Raw genomic sequence first — 23642 nt, 5'->3', positions numbered from 1 at the left:
AACGGCTATTGGGTGAAGGTTTTAAGCTTTTTAATACTCTGTACTAAAAATGGTATATCTAAACCTTGTTCAATAGAAAAACCTTCAGCGGCAGAGATGTTTTTAAAGTTACCATCTGAATCTATTAAGGTAATCCTATCTTTTTTATAGGCTATAACAACACCCTGAGAGTAGTTAACGCCCATATCATCTTTTTTCTTGTATAAATTAACGCCCAGCATTGTTTGCTTAGCAATGGCTTTACAATTTAAATATTGGCCAACACTTGTTGCAATTAAATCGCTAGGTTGAATAAGTCCATCTACTTTAGAAATACGTTTGTCGGAGCTATATAAAGTTGATGTTGTTACTACTTCTTGCTTGTTATTGGCAAGACTAAAAGCAAAAACCTGTGTTTTATCATCTCGTACAACGGCGTTATCGCTACTTTTAATAACTCTAATTGCGCTAGAACTATGTGCTTGATCATTTATAAAACTAAGTTCTTCCACGCCGGTTACTTCAATGCTGCGGCGCTGACTTTGCCATGCGGGAAGAGTTTGATCTCTTAAAATTGCTGCTTTATAAAAAGCTGGCAAACCATACACTAAGCTAAATAGCATATCGTCGTGATTAGTTGGCTGTAAAAACTGCTCTGTTTTGTGTAAGTTTTTATTATCGGCAACAAATTTAGCGAGTTGTTGCTCGGTTTCAAATACAAAAATATCTACATTGGCTTGTGTGTGGTCTTCACACTTATCAAGCGGGCTTGGCATTTGATAACTAATGTTTTGGTTATTAATTTTTACGTTATGTGCTTGCTTATAGCTTTCTATATCAAGCAGGTCATTTTTAGCTAATAAACTTTTAGCGGTAGTAGGGTATGACAGTGGTAGTACATTATCTTGCTTCGTTACGTCAAAGTTTAAATTTGCGTCGGCCCAAATATGAATACTGTGACTAAGTGAAAAACACACTATTAAAAATGAAATTGCGTAACGTGCAAATTTATATTGTTTTAAGCGCTCAAGGTGTTGCCATGTGTAATTACTCACAAGTAGCTGAAAGCCTAAAATAAGTAATACAATCCCACTGGCTAAAATGGTTGTTAAAGCAGGTGAACTGGTTAAGCGATGCCACAGTAGAGAAATAATCTCAGGTAAGGCAGATATACTTAGATGATAACCCAAATTAACATACACATAAGCATCAAGGGTAAGCAGTGAAGCGCCTAGTGTGGCTATAACAGCCGCCATGCCTCGTATATGTCGTGGGTAGGGGAATATTAAACTAAGCGGAAATACCGTCAGCACAAACGCTAAAAAGGCGATAAAACTAGTGTGGCTTAACCACGTTACTAGCATATAAGTAATGCCCATAAAGCTTGTTGGTGGCGAGTCGGCAAATAAGTAGCTTAAGCTAATAAATAGCGCCAAGCCAATATTGGCAAAAGTAAACCAATGGCCCCAGCTTAATAGCTGACTCGCTTTTGATGAAAACTGATTGTGCTGCGATAAATTCATAGAGTTTATTTAACCGACTGTGATAGAGCTTTTGCAAAGTTCTCAGTTACGGCTTGTCTTTTCCCTGTTGGTACATGCTCTTTTAAGATATGCGTGATAGAATTTCCTAAACACATAAGGCTTAAATCTACCGGCGCATTGTGTTTAGTTAACACATCAATAAGCTGATCGACGATTTGTTCTACTTCTTCATTAGAGTATTTTGATAAGATTGGCATCAGTTGGTTCAATAAAATAGTTATATTCTCGTATTTTAACACTAGAGGCGTGAAAAACAAAGATGACAACAGACGTTAAAAAATTAGTCGTTCATTATGTAGACAAAAAAGACGACGATACGCAAATTCACCTTCGAAATGATGAGATGGTAATTAACGATAAAGTAGCCGTTTTTATCGAACAATTACATCATGCATATAATGGTAAGCCAGGTAAAGGTTACTGTGCTTTCAGTGGTGATAAAAACAGCGTTGTAGCATCTGCAATGCAAAGCTACCGTAACGATGAGTTAGGCTTTTGGCATATGACCGAGCAAGCCTCAACGGTTTTAAAAGAAGAGCTTGATAAGTATGCATTTAGTGAAACAGGCTATTTAGTATTTTGTCATTATCAGTATGTTGCTACCGATTACATGTTAATTGCGATGATTAACATTAAAGAGCATTACTCTATGACCTCTGAGCTTGATTTAGCGGCTTCTCGCCATTTAGATATATCTCGCATGCAACTCGCTGCTCGTATCGATTTAACAGCATGGGATACGCAAGCAGAAGATAATCGTTATATTTCGTTTATCAAAGGGCGTGCTGGTCGTAAAGTTGCTGACTTTTTCTTAGACTTTTTAGGCTGTGAAGAGGGTATTGATTCAAAACAGCAAAGCCAAGTAATGCTTAGCGCAGTAGAGGATTATTTATCAGAGCAACAGTTTGATAAATCAGAAAAAGATGATTTACGTAAACAAGTATTTGATTACTGTAATGATTGCGTAACCACAGGCGAAGATGCAAGTGTGAGCGATCTATCTGCAACGCTTACAAAAGGCGATGACAGCCCGTTTGATAGTTTTTGCAAAGAGCAAAGCTATGACTTGGAAGAAACTTTCCCCGTTGATAAAAAAACAGTAACCAGTATGGTTAAGTTTTCAGGTCTTGGTGGTGGTGTAAGTGTAAGTTTTGAACGTAAACACTTAGGTGAGCGCGTAACGTACAACGAAGCAACCGATACACTAGTGATTAAAGGCATTCCGCCAAACTTAAAAGATCAGCTACAACGTTTTATGGAAAATGAAAAAGAGTAAACTCATTTGAGCGAGTTGAAAGTTGATTTAAGAGCGCGATATTTATATCGCGCTTTTTTATACCGGTATCTAAATTCATTGAATCGGAACAGAGCCACTAAAATATCTATTGAACAAAGAGAAGTGAAAGAAGAGTAAGTGAGAAACACAAGCTAATCTTATTCACGGTGTTGAATTTCGGCTGTAGGCGTGAAGCTTGCTTACGCAAAAAGCACCGCTTCTGTTTACTTAATTTCTTTGCTAACAAAACCACTTAAAGAGCTATTTCACAAAGAGAAGTGAAAGAGGAGTAAATGAGAAAAAACAAGCGATGGTTTATTAGCGGAGCTCTTTCAATTTAGCTTTATTGTTACCTCTAAAAGCGCAGCGTCTTTTAACCTCTTTGTGAACAAATCGCTTATTACGGACGTTACTCGTCACGACAATAAGTTGTGCTTCTACAGGTTAATTTGTACTGGATATTTAATTCCGGCTGTAGGCGTGAAGCTTGCTTACGCAAGAAGCATCGCATCTAGTTATTTAATTTCTTTGCTAACAAAACCACTTAAAGATCTATTTCACAAAGAGAAGTGAAAGAGGAGTAAATGAGAAAACACAAGCCATGCTTTATTAGCAAGACTTAGCCTTATTACTACCTCTAAAAGCGCAGCGTCTCCTAACCTCTTTGTGAACAAATCGCTTATTATGGGCGTGAAGAAACTTTAATAATTATTCAAAGCATGTAAACAAAAAAGCCCCGCTATTTATTAAATAGCGGGGCTTTTTAATAAGTGTTAGTTATTAATCAACACTCAATGTTTTAGTCATTGCAGAACTCGCACGACCAGCAGGTTTGATAGAACCCGCACGTAAACCACTTTCTGGCACTAGTTCACGTTTATCGTGAGCCATTGCTACAGATGTATGTTTTACTTCGCTATCAGCTACAGGAGTAGGCTGTGCCATTGGCGCACTTGCAGACCCTTGAGTAACCGCTGTTTTAACATGCGGTGCTGATTTTTCAGTTTTCACTTTTGCTTCAACTTTAGCTGGCTCTTCAGTTACTACTGGCGTTTCAACTTTAGCTGGCTCTTCAGTTACTACTGGCGTTTCAACTTTAGCTGGCTCTTCAGTTACTACTGGCGTTTCAACTTTAGCTGGCTCTTCAGTTACTACTGGCGTTTCAACTTTAGCTGGCTCTTCAGTTACTACTGGCGTTTCAACTTTAGCTGGCTCTTCAGTTACTACTGGAGTTTCAACTTTAGCAGGCTCTCCAGTTACTACAGGAGTTTCAACTTTAGCTGGCTCTTCAGTTGCTACTGGAGTTTCAACTTTAGCTGGCTCTTCAGTTGCTACTGGCGTTTCAACTTTAGCTGGCTCTTCTACAGCTTCAACTTTTGCTAAGTCTTCAACTGCAACGGCTTGTTCAATTTGCTGCGCTGCATCTACAGGTGTTTCTTCAGATTTAGCTTTAAGTTCTGCTTCATATTCTGCAGCAGCTTGATCAGCAACTGGAACAAATGCAGGGGCTTCGTCAGATTTAACTTCTGCTTCACCTTCAGGACGTCGACGACGTTGACCTGATGCACGAAGATGACGAGGAGAACGGCGTGAACGCGTACGTGTTTGCTCTTGCTCGTCTTCAGTCGTTGCTGCTTCATCGTTAGAATCAACAACGTCAACTTTCTCTTCTTTAATGTGAGCTGTTTTTTCTGCCGGAGCTTGTGTTTGCTTTTCTACAACAGGTGCTTGCTCTTGAACTTGTGGAGTGTCAGTAACTACCGCTTGTTCAGGTGTTTGCTCTGTTGAGTTTGCTTGCTCAGCGTTTTCATCTTGCAGACGTACTTTTTTACGTATGTTACGACGTTGACGGCGAACCTTAGGCTTTTGCTCTTTAGGCTCTACAGCTTGAGCTGGCTTAGAATCAGTTTCTACTTCTACTTCTGCTTTTACAGGGGCTTCAGTTTTAACTTGATCTTTTTCTTCGCTTTTATGCTCTGGGCGCTTACGAGAGTTAGGGTTACGACGACGCTTATTGCGGTTCTCGTTTCTCTCTTGCGTCTCGGTGCTTGTTGCTGCTGGTGAGTCTGTTTTAACTTCCTCTTCAGCTGCAGGGCGCTCATTGCGTGGTTTATTAGTGCGCGGGTTATTATTACGACGACGTTGGTTGTTATTACGACGACGATTATCGTTACCACGGCGAGCGTTATTACGCGCTTCTTGCTGCTCTTTTTCTACAGCTTCTTTTTTCTCTTCTACTGTTTCGCTTGCAAATAACGATTTAAACCATTTAGTGATTGCTTCAAACAAGCCACCTTCAGTTTTAGTCTCTGTTACTACAGGCTGAGCTACTGGTGTAGGCGCTGCTTGTGGAGCCGGTGTAGAAGGCATTACAACACCTTTTAGCATTGGCTCTTCACGTACTGGTGCACTTGGTGATTTTGACATCTCAAATGCTTCAGGTTCTGGCGCAACAACTTGTCCGTAACTTACCGTTTCAAGTGTTTCGTCTTTACGTAAACGCATAACTTCGTAATGTGGTGTTTCCATATGTTGATTAGGAATAATCACTACGTCACATTTATGATGTTTTTCAATGCGATGAACACTACGACGTTGCTCATTTAATAAATAAGCGGCAACGGCAACAGGCACTTGTGCATTTACTTGTGCTGTGTTGTCTTTAATTGCTTCTTCTTCAATTAAACGAAGAATAGAAAGTGCAATTGATTCGTTTGAACGAATAGTACCTTGTCCACTACAACGTGGGCATGGGCCTTGGCTTGCTTCACCTAATGAAGGACGCAAACGCTGACGCGACATTTCAAGTAAACCAAAGCGTGAAATTTTACCAATTTGAACACGAGCACGATCTGGACGAGCAGCATCTTTTAAACGATTTTCTACTTCACGTTGATGACGCGGAGGTGTCATATCGATAAAGTCGATAACAATTAAACCACCTAAGTCACGAAGACGTAATTGACGTGCAATCTCATCGGCCGCTTCTAAGTTAGTATTAAGTGCTGTTTCTTCAATATCGCCGCCTTTAGTTGCTTTAGACGAGTTGATATCGATAGACGTTAGTGCTTCAGTTGGGTCAATTACAATTGAACCACCAGAAGGCAAGCGTACTTCACGCTGGAACGCAGACTCAATTTGGCTTTCAATTTGGTAATGCGTAAATAAAGGAGTGTCACCTTGATAAAGCTTAACACGGCTCATAAAGTCAGGACGAAAACGCTCAATGTGCGCTTTAGCTTCTTCAAAAACACGTGGTTTATCAATTAAAATTTCGCCAATATCACGACGTAAATAATCGCGTATCGCACGGAATATTACATTGCTTTCTTGGTGTATTAAAAATGGCGCTTTAGCACTATCTGCTGCTTGTCTAATTGCTTCCCAATGTACTAATAATGCTTTTAAATCGTAGTTTAATTCTTCAAACGATTTACCAACACCCGCTGTACGAACAATTAAGCCCATACCTTTAGGAAGTTCTAAACGACCCAATGCTTCTTTAAGTTCAGTACGTTCATCACCTTCAATGCGACGAGAAATACCGCCAGCACGAGGGTTGTTAGGCATAAGCACTAAGTAGCTACCAGCAACACTGATAAAAGTAGTTAACGCAGCGCCTTTTTGGCCACGCTCTTCTTTATCAACTTGTACTATAACTTCTTGACCTTCTTTGATCACGTCGCGGATGTTAGGGCGACCATGAAAAGTGTAACCTGCAGGGAAGTAAGTACGGGCAATTTCTTTTAAAGGAAGGAAACCATGGCGGTCAGCACCGTAATCAACAAATGCTGCTTCAAGAGATGGTTCAATGCGAGTGATTTTGCCTTTATAAATATTGGCTTTTTTCTGTTCGTGACCTGGGCTTTCGATATCTAAATCATATAGGCGCTGGCCATCAACCAGTGCTACGCGCATTTCTTCTTGCTGCGTTGCATTGATTAGCATACGTTTCATATTGTTACTCTACTTATTTATGTCGCTGACATGACGATGTTTTTCTCGCCTGTTCAGTTGTCCCTATTTTTAGAATGTGCAGCCTCACGACTGGGTCTTTAACGGAACGGCTCTGTTTCTCGTATGCAGTATTTTAAATGCTGGCAAACAATAGCAATTATTATCGCTATTAAATTCTTAATGGTGCTAAAACTGTCGGCTTTTCAGCTACGTTTACAAGTTTTACCCAGAAGTCGGCCTGTCATATTAATCTTACTAAATATCATTCATATTAGGCGCGTAGGGCTCATTAAGTTGGTGAGCAATACATACTGATGTATCGCTAATATCCGTTTTAAGAGCAAAAATCGCTGCCGATGTTAATGAACGCTTATTTATTAGATTTTTTTAGTTCTAAATAAGCTGCTATACGGTACTACAATAATTGAGCTAGTGCTGAACGACGTTTTTTACGTCGTCACTATCAGACAAATTATCTGTTCATTGCTTTCTCTAGCACGTTAAAAATCGCTTCATGTTCAAACTTAACCAGCAATATATTACGCGCATTGCCGTTAATTGATCGCACGTGTTAACTGAGGAGGCATAAAAGCTTTGGAAAACTTAACTCGGATCTGTATGATCGGCTACCCAGAATGTGCATCACGAATGTTTTAATGTGTTAAAAAGCACCGTTGTTATTTGCAAATACTAAATATTTGCGCTGCTGATTATCCCACTATTATTACAGTGTTAGCAACTAAATTATTTTACTTAAATTAGTGATTAGGCAATGTCAGAAAAAAACGACTTACAAGTAACTTATGTCACGATCAACGAAGACCATTTAGGTCAGCGTATTGATAACTTTCTTATTACCCACTTAAAAGGGGTGCCTAAAAGCGCTATTTATAAACTTTTGCGCAAAGGTGAGGTACGCGTTAATAAAAAGCGTATTAAGCCTGTATATAAACTACAGCTTGAAGATGTACTTCGTATTGCACCTATCAGGGTTGCTGAGCGTGAAGAATTTGTTCCATCAAAATTAGACAAAGTAACTCGCCTAGAAAACGATATTTTATTTGAAGATAAATACCTTATCGTAATAAATAAACCATCAGGTATGGCTGTTCATGGCGGCAGTGGTTTAAGTTATGGCTTGATTGAAGCTTTGCGAGCACTTCGCCCAGAGGAACGTAGCCTTGAGCTAGTTCATAGGCTTGACCGTGATACATCGGGTTGTTTACTTATAGCGAAGCGTCGTTCGGTGTTAACAGCATTGCATGAACAACTTCGTGAAAAAACAATGGAAAAAAATTACTGGGCACTTGTAGAAGGGCAGTGGGATTCTAAAACTAAAAACGTAACTGAAGGGCTGCGTAAAAATACACTTAAATCGGGCGAGCGCGTAGTACGCGTAGATAACACTGAGGGAAAACCTTCACATACTCGTTTTAAAGTACTTGAACGTTTTAACGATTGCTCACTTGTACAAGCATCGCCTGTTACAGGGCGTACGCACCAAATTCGTGTGCATACGCAATGTAAAGGTCACCCAATAGCGTGCGACGATAAATATGGCGATCAGGGTTTTGACGATTCTATGCGTAAAGTTGGGTTAAACCGATTGTTTTTACACGCACATGATTTAAGTTTTTATCACCCTAAAAACGAAACAACTATGCGTATTGAAGCACCGCTAGATAAAACGCTTAAAAATACATTACTAAAATTACGAGATGCAAAACTGTGATAAAAGTAGCCCCAATTAAAAAATATAAGCTCGTCATTTTTGATTGGGACGGCACCGTTATGGATTCAGTCACTAAAATAGTTAACTGTATTCGTAGTAGTGCTGAGTCACTTAATTTAGTGTCGCCAAGTGATTTAGCAATTAAAAATATTATTGGTATGTCGCTTGAAAAAGCAATTGATGTTTTATTTCCCGATAATGTAGCGCAGCACCAAGCGCTAATTTCAGGTTATAAATATCAATACAGTGTGGATACTACTCCCACGCCTGTATTTGCTAATGTTGTCAGCGTTTTAGGTGCCTTAAAAGAGCAGGGCATTGTTTTAGCGGTTGCAACAGGTAAAGGTAGGGGTGGGTTAGAGCGTTTGCTTGAACAAAGTCAATTGAGGCATTTTTTTAGTGCGACACTTACAAGCGATGACGCGCAATCAAAGCCCTCTCCAGATATGTTGTATCAATTACTTGAAGAACTTGGCATAAGCGCTCAAGACGCTGTAATGATTGGCGACACTCAAATAGACATGACTATGGCAAAAGCTGCTGGCATGGATAGAATTGGCGTAACAATGGGTGTGCACAACGCACAGCAACTAAATAAGCTTAGCCCTGTTGCAACAGTAGATAACTATCTACAGCTGCAACAGGTTTTGCTTGGCTAATTTATTTAACTAGAACTTGTTTTGAGCAGTAAGTACATCAATACCAAACTCAGCCAGTAGCTGGCTGAGTTTAATTAATGGTAATCCAATTAAGCTATTAGGATCGTCTCCGCTTAGTTTTTCAAATAAACAGATACCCAACCCTTCACTTTTAAAGCTGCCAGCACAATTATAAGGCTGCTCTGCGTCGCAATAAGCACTAATTTGTGCATCACTGAGAGTTTTAAACGTCACATTAAAAGGTTCTACGCAGGTTTTTTTAGTGCCAGTTACAATATCGTAAACACAAAGCCCTGTTAAAAATGTTACAGTATTACCGCTAAATAAATTTAGTTGTTTTACGGCATTTTGTTTATTATGTGGTTTACCTAAAATTTGATTATTAAACACAGCGACTTGGTCTGATCCAATAGCTAACCCTTTGTTAAAGTGTTTATTAGCCGCTGAGGCTTTTAATTCACTTAAGCGCTTAACCAGTTCGGTAGGTGTTTCGCATTCAAGTGCTGATTCGTTAACGTCTGGTGAAAACGTATCAAATGGTAAATTAAATTTTTGTAATAAAGACTGCCTAAAAGGCGAGCTTGACGCTAAAATGAGTGGATGCTTCACGGACTGTTTTCCTACGATAATTCAGATTGAGTTAGGATAAATCAGATCCGAGAGTAAAACACGTTAAAAACCAAGTAAAAATGGTTTTTTACTTTGACTAACAAACTAACTATCTATATGATGCAGCCCCTATGCAAAAGGTGAAAATTCCCATCACTCTTCATCCAGGCAAAGCAGCGCAGCACCGTTTAAAGTATGACGGAATTGTACCGCTTGAAAAACTTACTCGTTTAGAGAAAGTTGTGCAGGAAGAAGTAGGTGAAATAGCGGTAAAAATACATTGCAAAAACGATGATCAAGGTTTCGCTGTGATTAGAGGCAATTTGTCCACACACGTTACTGTCATTTGTCAACGTTGTAATGGTGATTTAGGGTTGGATTTGGTTCAAGACTTTGCATATTCACCAGTAGGTGAAGATACAGAGTTAGATATTTTTCCAGAAGACTACGATGAAGTAGCGCTTGATGAAAATGGTGAAGTTAACGTTTTTAATTTAATTGAAGACGAACTAATTTTAGCAATTCCATTAGTGGCTACCCACAACGAAGCTTCATGCAGTTATTCAGCAAAGCCTGCCAGCTTTGGTGTATTAAAGGCGGAAGATGATAAACCTAATCCATTTGATATTTTGAAACAACTTAAGAAAGATTCTTAGGAGAAGACTATGGCTGTACAAAAAAGCAAAAAGTCTCGTGCAAGACGCGGCATGCGCCGTTCACACGATGCGATCAGTGGTCCAACTTTAACTGTAGATCAAACATCTGGTGAGACTCATCGTCGTCACCATGTGACTGCAGATGGTTACTACAAAGGCGTTCAAGTAATTTCTAAATAAGAGATTACTTATATGCTGAAAGATCTAACCATAGCGTTAGATATGATGGGGGGCGATTACGGCCCCCGTTCATCTATTCCTGCTGCCGTTTGTGCAGTAAATGCTCATGCCAATTTAACTCTCATTTTATGTGGCAATGAACACGTTATATCTAAAGAACTCGAATCCCTCGATTCTCTACCTCATCCTAGACTCATAATTCGTCACTGTAGTGAAATAGTCACTAATGCCTGTGAACCTGCAATTGCTGTGCGTTCAAAAAAAGATTCATCTATGCGTGTTGCCCTAGATTTAGTTAAATCGGGCGAGGCTCAAGCATGTGTTAGCTCAGGTAATACCGGCGCTCTATTTTTTATGGCTCACTATGTATTAAAAATGCTGCCAGGTGTTAAACGTGCCGCACTCATTTCATCTGTTCCTACAGAGCTTAAAAACCCAGTATATTTACTCGACTTAGGTGCTAATGTGCATTGTGATGCGCAAATGCTCTATCAGTTTGGCATTATGGGCTCTATTGTTGCAGGACAAGCACTTGGTTTGGATAATCCTCGCGTTAGTTTATTAAATATTGGCGCTGAGGACATTAAAGGCCACGACGACATTAAACAAGCTGCACAATTAATGCAGCAAAGCCCACACATAAATTATATTGGTTACAGCGAAGGAAGTGATATTTTTTCGGGTAAGGCTGATGTCATTGTATGCGAAGGGTTTGTTGGTAACGTAGCACTTAAAACATGTGAAGGCATTGCCAAGCTTATTATGAATAAGTTTACAAGCGCGCTCGAAAAGCACCTTTTATATAAATGTATGGCGTTTATATTGCGCCCAATAATAAAAAAACTCTATAAAAGGGTGAACCCCGACCAGTATAACGGTGCTTCTCTGGTAGGATTGCGCGGTATTGTCGTTAAAAGTCATGGAAATGCGTCAGCTAAAGCATTTCAAGCAGCAATTGATGAAGCGGTAAAAGAGGTTGAACGTCAACTTCCTGATAAAATAGCCGCTATTTTCGAAAAAACACATTCTAAAGACACGGCGGTTAATCAATAATTGATGTGCCGTGTATTTCATTATTTATTTGTTTAATTAAAAAGAGCAAAGTATGGCACAAAAAATTGCACTTCTATTCCCAGGTCAAGGCTCGCAAAGCGTTGGTATGTTACAAGAACTACTAGAGAGTTCTGACATTGTTAAAGCAACATTTGCAGAAGCGTCAAATGCACTGGGTTACGACTTAGCAGAGCTAGTTCTTAATGGCCCAGAAGAAAAATTAAATCAAACCCACCGCACACAACCTGCATTACTAACTGCAAGTGTTGCTATTTACCGTGATTGGTTAGCAGCTAACCCTGATGCAGACGTTGTTATGGCGGGTCACAGCTTAGGTGAATACTCAGCGTTAGTATGTAGCGATGTATTAAGCTTGAGTGAAGCCGTAAAGCTTGTTGAAAACCGTGGTTTATACATGCAAGAAGCCGTGCCAGCAGGCGTAGGTTCAATGGCTGCTATTATTGGCTTAGGCGATGAAGAAATTAAAGCGGCGTGTGCTGCCTCAGCGCAAGGTGAGGTTGTATCTCCAGTTAACTACAACTCTCCTGGTCAAGTTGTTATCGCAGGCCATAAAGCGGCAGTAGATAGAGCATCGCAAGCATGTAAAGATGCCGGTGCTAAACGTGCATTACCACTTTCTGTTAGCGTACCTTCACATTGTGAGTTAATGAAGCCAGCAGCTGACAAGCTAGCAGCAGACTTAGCCGCTTTAACATTTAATACACCTAAGTGTGATGTAATTAATAATGTTGATGTAAAAGCTGAAACGTCAGCTGATGCAATTAAAGACGCACTAGTACGTCAGCTTTATAGCCCAGTTCGCTGGACAGAAACAGTACAAGCCTTGGTTGCGCAAGATGTAACACAAAGCTACGAATTTGGTCCTGGTAAAGTATTAACAGGACTTGCTAAACGAATTGATAAAGCAATGATCTGTGGCTCAGTAAACGACGCCGCTTCAATTGATGCAGCTAAATAAGAGTATATAAAATGTCTAATTTATTTTCATTAGAGGGCAAAATTGTCCTAATTACTGGCGCCAGCCGTGGTATTGGTAAAGCAATTGCAACAACATTAGTTGCACAAGGTGCAAAAGTTGCAGGTACTGCGACAAGTGAGTCAGGCGCTGCTAAAATCAGTGAATACTTAGGTGACAATGGTAAAGGTTATGCATTAAACGTAACCGATCCTGCATCTATTGAAGCAACACTTGCTGCAATAAAAGCTGATTTAGGCGATATTGACGTACTTGTAAATAACGCAGGTATTACACGCGATAACTTATTAATGCGTATGAAAGAGACTGAGTGGGACGATATAATCGACACTAACTTAAGCTCAGTTTTCCGTTTATCTAAAGCGGTACTTCGTCCAATGATGAAGAAAAAGAAAGGCCGTATTATTAACATTGGCTCAGTAGTGGGTACTATGGGTAATGCAGGTCAAGCTAATTATGCAGCGGCTAAAGCGGGTGTAATTGGTTTTTCTAAGTCACTTGCGCGCGAAGTTGCATCACGTGGTATTACAGTTAACGTAATCGCACCTGGTTTTATTCAAACAGACATGACTGATAATTTAACTGATGAGCAAAAAGCAGCAACACTTGCAAATGTTCCAGCAGGGCGTTTAGGCCAACCAGACGAAATTGCTGCTGCAGTATGTTATTTAGCATCTGACGCGGCTGCGTATGTATCAGGCGAAACTTTGCATGTAAATGGCGCGATGTACATGGTTTAATCGCCATTGTACCTAGATTGCTACTTGATAAAGTTAAGTAAGTTACCTCAAAAACATTGAATTATTTGTGAACTTGCTTTAAACATACTTGAAATCGCTGCGAAAATAAGCGATAAAAGACAAAACACACACTCAGAGGTTTGACCAGACAATTATTTATGGTCAAATCATTGAATCAGAGAATTATGCGGCGTAAACTACGCCGCAATCTGAAAATAACGCATTGGCGTTTTTAATAAAGGAAAGAAGAATGAGCGATATCCAAGAACGCGTAAAGAAAATTATCATTGAACAACTAGGTGTTAAAGAAGAAGAAGTTAAAAATGAATCTTCTTTCGTAGATGACCTAGGTGCAGATTCTCTTGATACTGTTGAACTAGTAATGGCTCTTGAAGAAGAGTTTGATACTGAGATCCCAGATGAAGAAGCTGAGAAGATCACTACAGTACAAACTGCTATCGATTACGTTACAGCACACGCTGAGTAATTAATCGCACGTTAAAGGCAGCATCCGCTGCCTTTAATTTTTTATATCCAAACCACCTCAAAGTTCGTGATTCAAAACTTAAATCTCTATGCTCAATTTTAGCTAAAAATTAATTTTGATTGTGTTATGCGTTTTTAATCTATTTTGGGACTAGCACTTTGAGGTAGCTTGGGTATGATCATCCCCTTGTAAAATATCCCTTATTGGAGGCAAACCGTGGCTAAACGTCGAGTCGTCGTAACTGGCTTAGGAATGTTGACGCCGCTAGGTAATGATGTTCAATCAACCTGGCAAGGCTTATTAGATGGTAAAAGTGGCATTCAAACAATAACGCACTTTGATACATCAAAATTTGGTACTAAATTCGCTGGTTTAATAAATGATTTTGATGCAACTGCATACATGTCAGCGAAAGATACTAAAAAAATGGACTTGTTTATTCAGTACGGCATTGCAGCGGGTGTTCAAGCCTTTAAAGATTCAGGCCTTGAAATCACTGAGCAAAACGCAGCACGCATTGGTGTAGCTGTAGGTTCAGGTATTGGTGGGCTTACGTTAATTGAAGAAAACCACATTAAGCTATTAAATAGTGGTCCGCGCAAGTTATCGCCATTTTATGTGCCGTCTACCATTATTAATATGATCTCAGGTCATTTATCAATGATGCATGGACTTCGTGGTCCAAATATTTCAATTGTAACTGCCTGTACTACTGGTTTGCATAATATTGGCCATGCAGCGCGCATGATTGCCTACGGTGATGCAGATGCAATGGTTGCTGGCGGTGCAGAAAAAGCGTGTACCCCAATTGGTATGGGTGGTTTTAATGCTGCACGTGCACTTTCAACTCGTAACGACGATCCACAAGCGGCTTCTCGCCCTTGGGATAAAGACCGCGATGGCTTTGTGCTTTCTGACGGCGCTGGTGTTGTTGTAGTTGAAGAGTACGAACATGCTAAAGCACGTGGTGCTAAAATTTATGCTGAGCTAGTAGGCTTTGGTATGAGTGGCGATGCGTATCACATGACGTCACCACCAGAAGATGGTGCGGGTGCTGCACTTGCAATGCAAAACGCACTAAACGATGCGCAAGTAAACGCTGAGCAAATTGGTTACATTAACGCACACGGTACATCTACAAATGCAGGCGACAAAGCAGAAACTGCCGCTGTTAAGTCTATTTTTGGTAATGCAGCTAAAGATGTAATGGTAGGCTCGTCTAAATCGATGATGGGTCACTTGTTAGGTGCTGCAGGTTCGGTTGAATCGATTATTTCGATTTTATCACTGACAGATCAAAAAGTGTCGCCAACTATCAACCTTGATAACCCAGACGAAGGGTGCGACTTAGATTATATTGCACACACTGCACGTGATGCAAAGTTAGACTTTGCACTGTGTAACTCGTTCGGTTTTGGCGGTACTAATGGCTCGTTGCTATTTAAAAAGGTATAATCTTTTTTAACAACGAATCAAATTATAAGAGCTCAGTTGTTTAACTGGGCTTTTTTTATATGCCAAACAAAATGCAAACAATAATAGCAGTAGATCAAAACAGCACTTTAAGCACGCGTGACAGGGGCTTAAATTACGGTGATGGCTTTTTTACAACCGCTAAGGTTGTTGATGGGCAAGTACAGTATTGGGCTCATCATAAAGCGCGTTTGATTGAATGCGCACAGCGCTTGGGGTTTCCTGAGTTAGACTTTAATAGCCTTGAAAATCGAATTGCTTTGCATATAAACGCTGCACCACTAAACGTGCTTAAAATACTTGTAACGCGAGGCGAAGGCGGGCGTGGTTATGGGCTGCCAAGTGAGTGTAATGTCACTATTTTATTGAGCGTGTTGGACTACCCTAGTAATTACGAAGCGCTTACTAAAAAGGGTGTAAATCTCGAAATAAGCCCAATTAAATTAGCGGCACAGCCTTATTTAGCGGGCCTTAAAACATTAAATCGACTTGAACAAGTGCTAATTAAAAAAGCAATGCAAACGCAAAACTGTGACGATGTGTTAGTACTTGATTACAATAACAATGTAATTGAAGCTTCAGCAGCTAATATTTTTGCGATTAAAAATAAGTGTGTGTTTACGCCATTGCTTGATGAGTGCGGAATAAAGGGCGTTTATCTACAATCGTTATGTGATAAATTGCCTGTTGAATTTAAACGCGTGAAAGTAGAAGATTTAACCCAAGCAGACGCTGTATTTGTGTGTAATAGCTTAATGGGAGCAGTACCTGTTAAACGTATTGAGCAACAGGTATTTAATACAGACGACAGCCACGCATTACTAACTAAATTATTAGCCAAGGAGGCTGAGTGTTAAAAGTTATTTTATCGGTACTTTTTTTAGCTGTTATAACCACTGCTATTGGTTACCAGCAATTACAAGCAACAATAAATAGCCCGCTAAAAGTAGCGCAAAACACACAATTTGAAGTTAAGCATGGCACTGGCTTTAATAAGTTATGTCAGCAGTGGCAAGCTAATAACTGGGTGGAAGGCTGCTGGCGTTATCAAGTAATTGCCAAATTAGATCCCACACTTACCGACTTAAAAGCGGGCCTTTACGAGCTAACAGCCGATAGCGTTATCAACAACGTAAAAAAAATTAATCAAGGCCAGCAAATCAACTTTAGTTTTACCATAATCGAAGGGCAAAACTTACGTGAAGTACTAAGTGCTATTAAAAAAGCTGATAATTTACAAAACGATTTAAAAACTGACGAACTAAGTACTCAAATACTGGGTAATGACACGCACTTAGAAGGCTGGTTATTCCCCGACACTTACCATTATCATAATAACGATACTGCAAGCAGTGTATTAAAACGTGCAGCACAAAAAATGCAGCAAACGTTAGATGATGCTTGGCAGCTGCGCGCCGCTAATCTACCCTATAAAACAGCATACGAAGCACTAATAATGGCTTCAATTATTGAAAAAGAGACAGGCCTTGCCAGCGAGCGTCCGTTAATTGCATCAGCGTTTGTTAATCGATTAAACACCAATATGCGCCTACAGACCGATCCAACCGTAATATACGGATTAGGCGCTGATTTTGATGGCGATATTAAACGCAAAGATTTACGCGATTATACGCCTTACAATACGTATCGTATTAATGGTTTACCACCAACACCGATTGCAATGCCATCAAAAGCCGCTATTTTAGCTGCAGTTAATCCGCCACAAAGTGAATACGTTTACTTTGTATCAAAAGGCGATGGTAGCCACCAATTTTCAACCACGTTAAAGCAGCATAACGCAGCAGTTAAAACGTATATATTAAATAAAAAGAATTAATATTTTATGAAATCAAAATTTATAGTAATAGAAGGGCTAGAAGGCGCGGGTAAATCAACCGCTATTTCGTTATGCCAAGACTTTTTAAACAAACAAAAAATAGACTTCATTAACGTCCGCGAACCTGGCGGCACGCCGCTTGCTGAATCGCTTCGTACGCTTGTAAAAGCAGAGCACGAAGAAGAAATTGCCTTTGAAACCGAGTTGCTTATTATGTACGCAGCACGTTCGCAATTAATGCACAATGTTATTACCCCAGCGCTTGATAAAGGCCAATGGGTACTTGCCGATCGTCATGATTTATCGTCTCAGGCGTATCAAGGTGGCGGGCGTGGTATTAGCTCAAATACATTAGCTTCACTTTCGTCAATGGTATTAAAGGGCTTAAAGCCTGATTTAACTATTTACCTTGATATTGACCCAGTGATAGGCCTTGAACGTGCAAAAGGGCGTGGTGAGCTTGACCGTATTGAACAAGAAGCCATTGAGTTTTTTCAGCGTACACGTATGCGTTATGTTGAACTTGCTAATGACGACAACACAATTAAAACGGTCGATGCAAACCAAAGTATTGATAAAGTACATCGCGATATAACCAATGTACTGCATTCATTTTTTGAAGGCCTAAAATAATATGCCATTGCCGTGGCTACATGATACCCAAGCACGTTTAGCGCAAAGTTATCGTGCAGAGCGTTTTCATCATGCGCAATTATTTTGTGGGCCTGTTGGCGTAGGTAAGTTTGAGTTAAGTGATGAGCTTGGTAATGCTTTGTTATGCCAAAATATAGCTAAGCAGGTAGCTGCGCAAAACAGTATGCTAAAACCTTGCGGACACTGTAAAAGCTGCTTACTTACTCTTGCTGGTACTCACCCCGACAAGCGCTTAACGCAAGTTGATGGGCAAAGCATAGGCGTAGATGATATACGCGGCATTAGTGATTTTATGAATCACTCAGCAGCGCAAAATGGTAATAAAGTAGCAATAATCGAAAATTGCGAAAAAATGACTACTGCAGCAGCTAACGCATTATTAAAAACACTTGAAGAGCCAACTAATAGCCGCTTTTTAATATTAACTACAAGCCAACCAGCACAGCTCCCTGCAACTATTTTAAGTCGATGCGCTAAAAGTGACGTAAAAATAACAAATACAGCACTTGCTCAGCAATGGTTAGAGACATTAGATATACCTAACTATAGTTGGCTAGCACTTTTTTATAACCAACCGCTGCAAGTAAAGCATTGGCAACAGCAAGACCAGCTAAAAAATATTGATACACTGTATAAGTTTGCAACTGAGTTTAAACAAAGCCATAATTTCAAAGCGTTAGTCGATATAATAAATAAACAGCCTGAACTTGTTCGTATATTTACTTTGTTTTTAAGCGTGCAACTAAAGCAGCAATTACTGCAAGGTATGAGTTTTGACGCTTATCAAAGTGCGCAAAATGCATTAGGCGAGTTTTTACAAAATAACACACAAGTACTTGGCCTTAATTTACCGCTTGCTGTATCACGATTAGCATACACATTGCGAAATTCTTAAAAGGATTAATCATGCAAGAACTACTAGTAGACATAGACGATTTAGACGAGTTATACCGTTGTTATATGCCTTACTTAAAAAAAGGTGGCTTATTTGTACGTACTAATATGCGTTACGAAGCAGGGCATTCATTAGCGCTTAGAGTTACCTTGCCCGATGCCTTAGAAGATGATGTAGTAACAGGTAAAGTGTCGTGGATCACGCCACAAGGGGCACAAAGCTCTAACCCTCCAGGTATTGGTATTAGCTTTTTAGACGATAAAACAAACCTAAACGCTAAAATCGAAAAGCTACTTGGGACTATGTTAAACTCAGGCGATCAAACATATACCATGTAGTTATAGGGTCGGTTTTTCATTGAGATTAACGCCGCCCTATATTGGGTTCTTTTAATTATTAACATAATAAATTAAACGAACAAATTTAAACCCTGAACATAATACAGGCCTTATAGTGATTGTAGATTCTCATTGCCATTTAGATCGTCTTGATTTTGATAAACTAGACTTAAACCTTGACCAAGTTCTTGATAAAGCGCGTGCAAAGCAAATAGAGCACTTTTTATGTGTAAGCGTAACGCTTGATCAGTTTCCAAGCATGCTTGATAAAATCAAGCATTACGACGATGTCTCAGCCTCATGCGGTGTACATCCACTTGATCAAAAAGACGCCCTTAATAAACAGCAACTAATTGACTTAGCCTCACACGAAAAAGTCGTTGCTATTGGCGAAACGGGTCTTGATTACTACTATTCAAAAGATACTCACGCAGTGCAGCAAGCAAGCTTTGTTGGGCATATTGAAGTGGCTAACGAATTACAAAAACCGTTAATTATTCATACTCGTGATGCCCGCGCCGACACCATTAATTTAATGCGTGAGCACAAGGCCGAAAACTGCGGTGGTGTGCTACATTGCTTTACTGAAGACTGGGATATGGCTAAAAAAGCGATAGACATGGGCTTTTATATTTCTATTTCGGGCATTGTTACCTTTAAAAATGCTATTGAGCTAAAAGAAGTAGTAAAGCAAATACCGCTAGATAGATTACTAATAGAAACCGACTCGCCTTATTTAGCACCGGTACCGTACCGTGGGCAAACTAATCAGCCGGCATACGTAGAAGATGTTGCTTATTACATTAGCGAACTTAAAGGCATTAGCTTTAATGAACTTGCTAAAGCGACTACCGAGAACTTTTATTCTTTATTTAAATTAGCAGCTAAAGGCTAAATACATGATTACTCACACGGCAAACCTTCCTATTTTACTAATGGGGCCAATGGTGCGCCGTGCAGATCAAACTGGAGTCTGTATTCAGTTTGCTACCTCCAGACCTGCAAATTGCCAAATAAACTTATTAAATATTGAATGTTATAGCGATCAACACACTGTTTCTTTAGGCGAACATTTATACCTGCATTTCGTCATTATAAAGCCAATAAATAACAAACTCCCTGTCGATAGCTTATTAAGCTATGAACTTGTAATTGACGATACAGCAATGGATTTATCGCCTTGGTGCTATAGCAATCAAACAACGCCTGCATTTGTAATTCCCAATAAACTCAGTGATATTTTGCATGGCTCGTGCCGTAATGCACATCATCCAGCAAAAGACAGCTTAGTGTCTGCAAGTCACTGGCAAAATACTCAGCGCGGTAATAATAATCAAGGCGCACAATTGTTATTACTGAGTGGTGATCAGGTTTATGCCGATGACGTAGCAGGGCCCATGTTATTAGCTATTCATCAGTTAATTAAAGCCTTGGGTATCTATAAAGAGCAACCACTTGCCATTGAGCTACCCGCCGACATAAATGAGCAACTTTATAATCGCCATTTGTTCTTACCAAAAACGCCTTGGCAAAAACGCTCAAAGTTAGGTGTTGGCTACTGGCTAAAAAAAGACGAACCTCATTTTTCAAGTGTAAAAGCCTACAATCACCTTGTCCATTTTGAAGAATTTATAGCACTCTATTTATTAAATTTTAGTGCTGCTGCTTGGCAATGCGTTGATATACAAAAAACAATGTATTTAGGTCATAGCGAGCAAAATAAAACTATTTTTAACGCTGAAAAAACAGCATTGATTGATTATGCAAAAGGCTTAAGTGAAGTAGAGCGATTGTTTGCCAATGTATCGACATTAATGATGTTTGACGATCATGATGTAACTGATGATTGGAACCTCACCGCTGGGTGGGAGCAAGCTATAAATGAAAACCCAAGTAGTAAACGAATTATTAATAACGGCTTAATTAGTTATTGGCTTTTTCAGGGAATGGGGAACGATACACTAAATAAAACAGGCGAGCTACTTACACCTTTTAAGCAAAGCCGTACTGCTAATAATTTATGGCAGTTTAAAGCATTTGATAAACCACTAAACGATTTTAGTTTTTGGCATTACGAACTTACTACAATACCCAAAGTAGTGGTGCTAGATACGCGTACGCATCGCTGGCGAAATGAGCAAAACTTTAATGAGCCGTCAGGTCTACTTGATTGGGAACGCCTCACAGAGCTTGAGGAAAGCCTATTAAGCCACGACCAAGTTATTATTGTATCGCCAGCCCCTGTATTTGGTGTTAAATCAATAGAAGCCATTCAAGCCATGTTTAACATATGTGGCCAACCGCTCATGGTTGACGTAGAAAACTGGATGGCGCACGAAGGCTCAGCCAAAAAGCTACTCGATACTTTTAGACGAACCGACACCCCAAACGAAACCCTTATTTTATCTGGCGATGTACATTACTCATTTTGCTTTTCGGTGCAAAAGCGTTTTGGCGATCATCCCAATCGAATTTGGCAACTTACCGCCAGCGGTATTAAAAACGAGTTCCCGCGTAAATTAATAAACATACTCGATAAACTAGATTCAATTCTATACGGCCCAAAAAGCCCATTAAACTTTTTTACCAAACGCTGGCACATGGAAGTAGATAAGCACCAAACTAAAGGTGAAGGGCAAAAATACTTAGTAAGTGACTCAGCTATTAGTTTAATAACACTAGAGCAAGGAAATTTAGCCCGCTACCAACTCATACATGGTGAAGGGCATCTAACTGAGTTTGATTTAGAGCATAAGTAATAAGTTACTCATAAACGTAAAAGCGCAGTTTCTTATTACTTAAAAATGGATCCCACCACTGAGGGCACAGAGGCGCTTTGCGCTACACAGAGGAAATACTAGTAATGGCTGGTCACTACTCCTTTTCTTCTCGGTGTTCTCTGTGGTGATTTAATAACTTGTTTACTAATGTATTCAAATGTACAAACGTTGCTTTTAAACGCCAGCAAGCGGCGCGTCTACAGACTATGTTTGAATGTGGCGTTTAATTGTAGATGGTGAGCTTGCTTACGTTAGAAGCGCAGCTTCTCATCTTTAAAATATTATTCTCACCATCGAGAGTACAGAGGCGCCTTGCGCTACACAGAGAAAAGCTAAGTTAAATTTGCTAGCAGTTACTAGCTCTAAAATAACTACTCCTTTTCTTCTCGGTGCTCTCTGTGGTGATTTAATTTCTTATATATTTCACTACTTATATTTTTGATAACTAGCTATTTAAGACCACGACTTCGTTTAGACGCGGGTAATTTACTACTTAATATTGCCAAACATAAAATAGTCATAAACAACATTGAGTTTGCACCGGCTTGTAAAGAGTAATCTACCAACGAATGCAGCAGCATATCTATAATTGCAATGGCACAACCAAAGGCAACACCCTGAAACAGCGCTGTTTTACGCTTTCTCATAGTTGCTATACATAACCATAAACAATAAAGTATAAGTGAGCCCAGTGCAGCTGTAGTGGGTATACCCAGCTCTACTGTAAACTGCACGTAATCGTTATGGGCATTATCGTAGTAACCTGAATAAGGCTCAGACTGATACGCCGGAAACGCAGTATAAAATGTACCACCACCAGAGCCCAACAAAGGTTTATCTAAAATGAGCGGTATTGAATCACGTACAACTTCGTCGCGGGTTTCTGATGAAATACTGGTTTCGCTGATACGCTGTTTAACTTTTTCTACATCAAATATAGCGCCAATAATAATTAAATCGATTATAAAAAAACTAACTATAAGTAGCTTAAACGCTTTAGGTTTTTGCCTGTAAATAAAAAACGCGAGTAAGCTAACAACCATTAATGCAATAAAAAATGCAGAGTTACCCATACGGCTACGCGTTAAAATTAACGCAACAATAATAATAATTAACGAAATACGTAAAATTATTTTTGAGCTTAAAAGTATTTCTGTCCACGCACGAAGCGTTTGTTTTAATGTTTGTTTGTAATCGCTAGTAGAGCGTTTTAGCTCACTAACTAAAACACCAATACCCAAACATAAACATAAAGCTAAAAAATTTGCTAAAAAGTTAGAATAAGTAAACGTACCAATAGCACGTTCGGTATGTTTATAGCCAAATAACGGGCTAATTATATCTGGCGATAAATTTAAATAAGTGGCATACAAAGCCTGAAACACACCGGCACTTATAATTGCATATATTAAATTTTTAATACGCTTTTCAGTATTACAATAAATAAATAATAGCCAGCAAAATAAAATCATAAAACTTGTTTTAATAAGCATTTGTTTTGTTTGAAACGGATCAAGGCTAACGTTAAATATTTGTATAAAGCAAATTAAAACAACAGCACCAAGTGCAACAAATAAAGGCCAGGAATATAAAGGGGGATAGAGCGGCTGCTTATTATTTATAGCGCTATTAATTAAATGAATTAAAAAAGTGGCACCAATCAACAAACCAAGAGCTAAAATAGCCCAAGGGCGATAGCTACCTAAGGGGATAGGTAGTAAAAAAAGTATTGCGCATAGCAACAAAAATATAAAACGATTCAATGTAAACTCATAAAGTGAAAACGCAGCCATAGG

The 23642-nt window shown here is 39.4% G+C and carries 22 protein-coding genes; 17 read left to right on the top strand and 5 right to left on the bottom strand.

The window, feature by feature from the left end; translation table 11 throughout:
* Positions 1–5: 5 nt before the first annotated feature.
* Complete coding sequence (locus GQR39_RS08655; RefSeq protein WP_165735387.1) at positions 6–1502, bottom strand: DUF3413 domain-containing protein; 1497 nt, start codon at positions 1500–1502, stop codon at positions 6–8.
* 5 nt (positions 1503–1507) lie between these two features.
* Positions 1508–1720 carry a DUF1414 domain-containing protein gene (locus GQR39_RS08650; protein ID WP_007375276.1) on the bottom strand — a complete coding sequence of 71 codons (213 nt, stop codon included), beginning with the start codon at positions 1718–1720 and terminating at the stop codon, positions 1508–1510.
* 62 nt (positions 1721–1782) lie between these two features.
* Between GQR39_RS08650 and yejK the strand changes: the two genes are divergently transcribed.
* Positions 1783–2799, top strand: coding sequence for a nucleoid-associated protein YejK (gene yejK, locus GQR39_RS08645; RefSeq protein WP_121955650.1), 1017 nt, complete (start codon positions 1783–1785; stop codon positions 2797–2799).
* A 780-nt stretch (positions 2800–3579) separates the two neighbouring features.
* Here the strand turns inward: yejK and rne are convergent.
* Entirely contained in the window at positions 3580–6756 is a 3177-nt protein-coding gene (gene rne / locus GQR39_RS08640; protein WP_165735386.1) for a ribonuclease E, read from the bottom strand.
* Between the two features lie 772 nt (positions 6757–7528).
* On the opposite strand from rne, the gene rluC reads away from it, so the two are divergent.
* Positions 7529–8488: a 23S rRNA pseudouridine(955/2504/2580) synthase RluC gene (gene rluC / locus GQR39_RS08635; RefSeq protein ID WP_010554171.1), complete on the top strand. Its 960-nt coding sequence runs from the start codon at positions 7529–7531 to the stop codon at positions 8486–8488.
* A complete protein-coding gene (locus tag GQR39_RS08630; protein ID WP_346774496.1) occupies positions 8485–9147 on the top strand; it encodes an HAD-IA family hydrolase in 663 nt (220 codons plus the stop codon). The genes rluC and GQR39_RS08630 overlap by 4 nt, the downstream gene beginning before the upstream one ends.
* Positions 9148–9156: 9 nt before the next feature.
* Here the strand turns inward: GQR39_RS08630 and GQR39_RS08625 are convergent, their stop codons facing one another.
* Entirely contained in the window at positions 9157–9756 is a 600-nt protein-coding gene (locus GQR39_RS08625; protein ID WP_165735385.1) for a Maf family nucleotide pyrophosphatase, read from the bottom strand.
* 131 nt (positions 9757–9887) lie between these two features.
* Here GQR39_RS08625 and yceD point away from each other — a divergent pair, with 131 nt between their 5' ends.
* The 14 genes from yceD (at position 9888) to GQR39_RS08555 (ending at position 21825) form a co-directional block, all read left to right on the top strand.
* Positions 9888–10412, top strand: coding sequence for a 23S rRNA accumulation protein YceD (yceD, locus tag GQR39_RS08620; RefSeq protein ID WP_007585727.1), 525 nt, complete (start codon positions 9888–9890; stop codon positions 10410–10412).
* 9 nt (positions 10413–10421) lie between these two features.
* Positions 10422–10592, top strand: a complete 171-nt coding sequence (rpmF, locus tag GQR39_RS08615; RefSeq protein WP_002962381.1) for a 50S ribosomal protein L32 — start codon at positions 10422–10424, stop codon at positions 10590–10592.
* Positions 10593–10604: 12 nt separating this feature from the next.
* The gene (gene plsX, locus GQR39_RS08610) at positions 10605–11645 is read left to right on the top strand and encodes a phosphate acyltransferase PlsX (protein ID WP_165735384.1); all 1041 of its coding nucleotides are present in this window, start codon (positions 10605–10607) and stop codon (positions 11643–11645) included.
* A 52-nt stretch (positions 11646–11697) separates the two neighbouring features.
* Positions 11698–12624, top strand: coding sequence for an ACP S-malonyltransferase (gene fabD / locus GQR39_RS08605; protein WP_007585729.1), 927 nt, complete (start codon positions 11698–11700; stop codon positions 12622–12624).
* 11 nt (positions 12625–12635) lie between these two features.
* Positions 12636–13382: a 3-oxoacyl-ACP reductase FabG gene (gene fabG / locus GQR39_RS08600; protein ID WP_007585730.1), complete on the top strand. Its 747-nt coding sequence runs from the start codon at positions 12636–12638 to the stop codon at positions 13380–13382.
* Positions 13383–13632: 250 nt separating this feature from the next.
* Positions 13633–13869, top strand: a complete 237-nt coding sequence (gene acpP, locus GQR39_RS08595; protein ID WP_002962377.1) for an acyl carrier protein — start codon at positions 13633–13635, stop codon at positions 13867–13869.
* Between the two features lie 216 nt (positions 13870–14085).
* Positions 14086–15324 carry a beta-ketoacyl-ACP synthase II gene (gene fabF / locus GQR39_RS08590; RefSeq protein WP_007585731.1) on the top strand — a complete coding sequence of 413 codons (1239 nt, stop codon included), beginning with the start codon at positions 14086–14088 and terminating at the stop codon, positions 15322–15324.
* Positions 15325–15383: 59 nt separating this feature from the next.
* Positions 15384–16199, top strand: coding sequence for an aminodeoxychorismate lyase (gene pabC / locus GQR39_RS08585; RefSeq protein ID WP_165726123.1), 816 nt, complete (start codon positions 15384–15386; stop codon positions 16197–16199).
* A complete protein-coding gene (gene mltG, locus GQR39_RS08580) occupies positions 16193–17179 on the top strand; it encodes an endolytic transglycosylase MltG (RefSeq protein ID WP_165735383.1) in 987 nt (328 codons plus the stop codon). Before pabC ends, mltG begins: the two co-directional genes overlap by 7 nt.
* A 6-nt stretch (positions 17180–17185) precedes the next feature.
* Positions 17186–17812, top strand: coding sequence for a dTMP kinase (gene tmk, locus GQR39_RS08575; RefSeq protein WP_007585737.1), 627 nt, complete (start codon positions 17186–17188; stop codon positions 17810–17812).
* Between the two features lies 1 nt (position 17813).
* The gene (locus tag GQR39_RS08570) at positions 17814–18728 is read left to right on the top strand and encodes a DNA polymerase III subunit delta' (protein ID WP_024590369.1); all 915 of its coding nucleotides are present in this window, start codon (positions 17814–17816) and stop codon (positions 18726–18728) included.
* Between the two features lie 11 nt (positions 18729–18739).
* Positions 18740–19066, top strand: coding sequence for a PilZ domain-containing protein (locus tag GQR39_RS08565; protein WP_002962367.1), 327 nt, complete (start codon positions 18740–18742; stop codon positions 19064–19066).
* A 115-nt stretch (positions 19067–19181) separates the two neighbouring features.
* Positions 19182–19961, top strand: coding sequence for a YchF/TatD family DNA exonuclease (locus tag GQR39_RS08560; protein WP_007585741.1), 780 nt, complete (start codon positions 19182–19184; stop codon positions 19959–19961).
* Between the two features lie 4 nt (positions 19962–19965).
* Complete coding sequence (locus tag GQR39_RS08555; RefSeq protein ID WP_165735382.1) at positions 19966–21825, top strand: alkaline phosphatase D family protein; 1860 nt, start codon at positions 19966–19968, stop codon at positions 21823–21825.
* A gap of 470 nt (positions 21826–22295) precedes the next feature.
* On the opposite strand, the gene GQR39_RS08550 is transcribed toward GQR39_RS08555, so the two are convergent.
* Positions 22296–23639 (bottom strand): O-antigen ligase family protein, encoded by a 1344-nt coding sequence (locus tag GQR39_RS08550; RefSeq protein ID WP_165735381.1) that lies wholly within the window; start codon positions 23637–23639, stop codon positions 22296–22298.
* Positions 23640–23642: the final 3 nt, after the last annotated feature.

It is taken from the genome of Pseudoalteromonas sp. C8 (assembly GCF_011378685.1).
Taxonomy (GTDB): Bacteria; Pseudomonadota; Gammaproteobacteria; order Enterobacterales; family Alteromonadaceae; genus Pseudoalteromonas; species Pseudoalteromonas arctica.
Note: the sequence above shows the minus strand (reverse complement) of the source record. Positions and strands in the feature narration are given on the sequence as shown.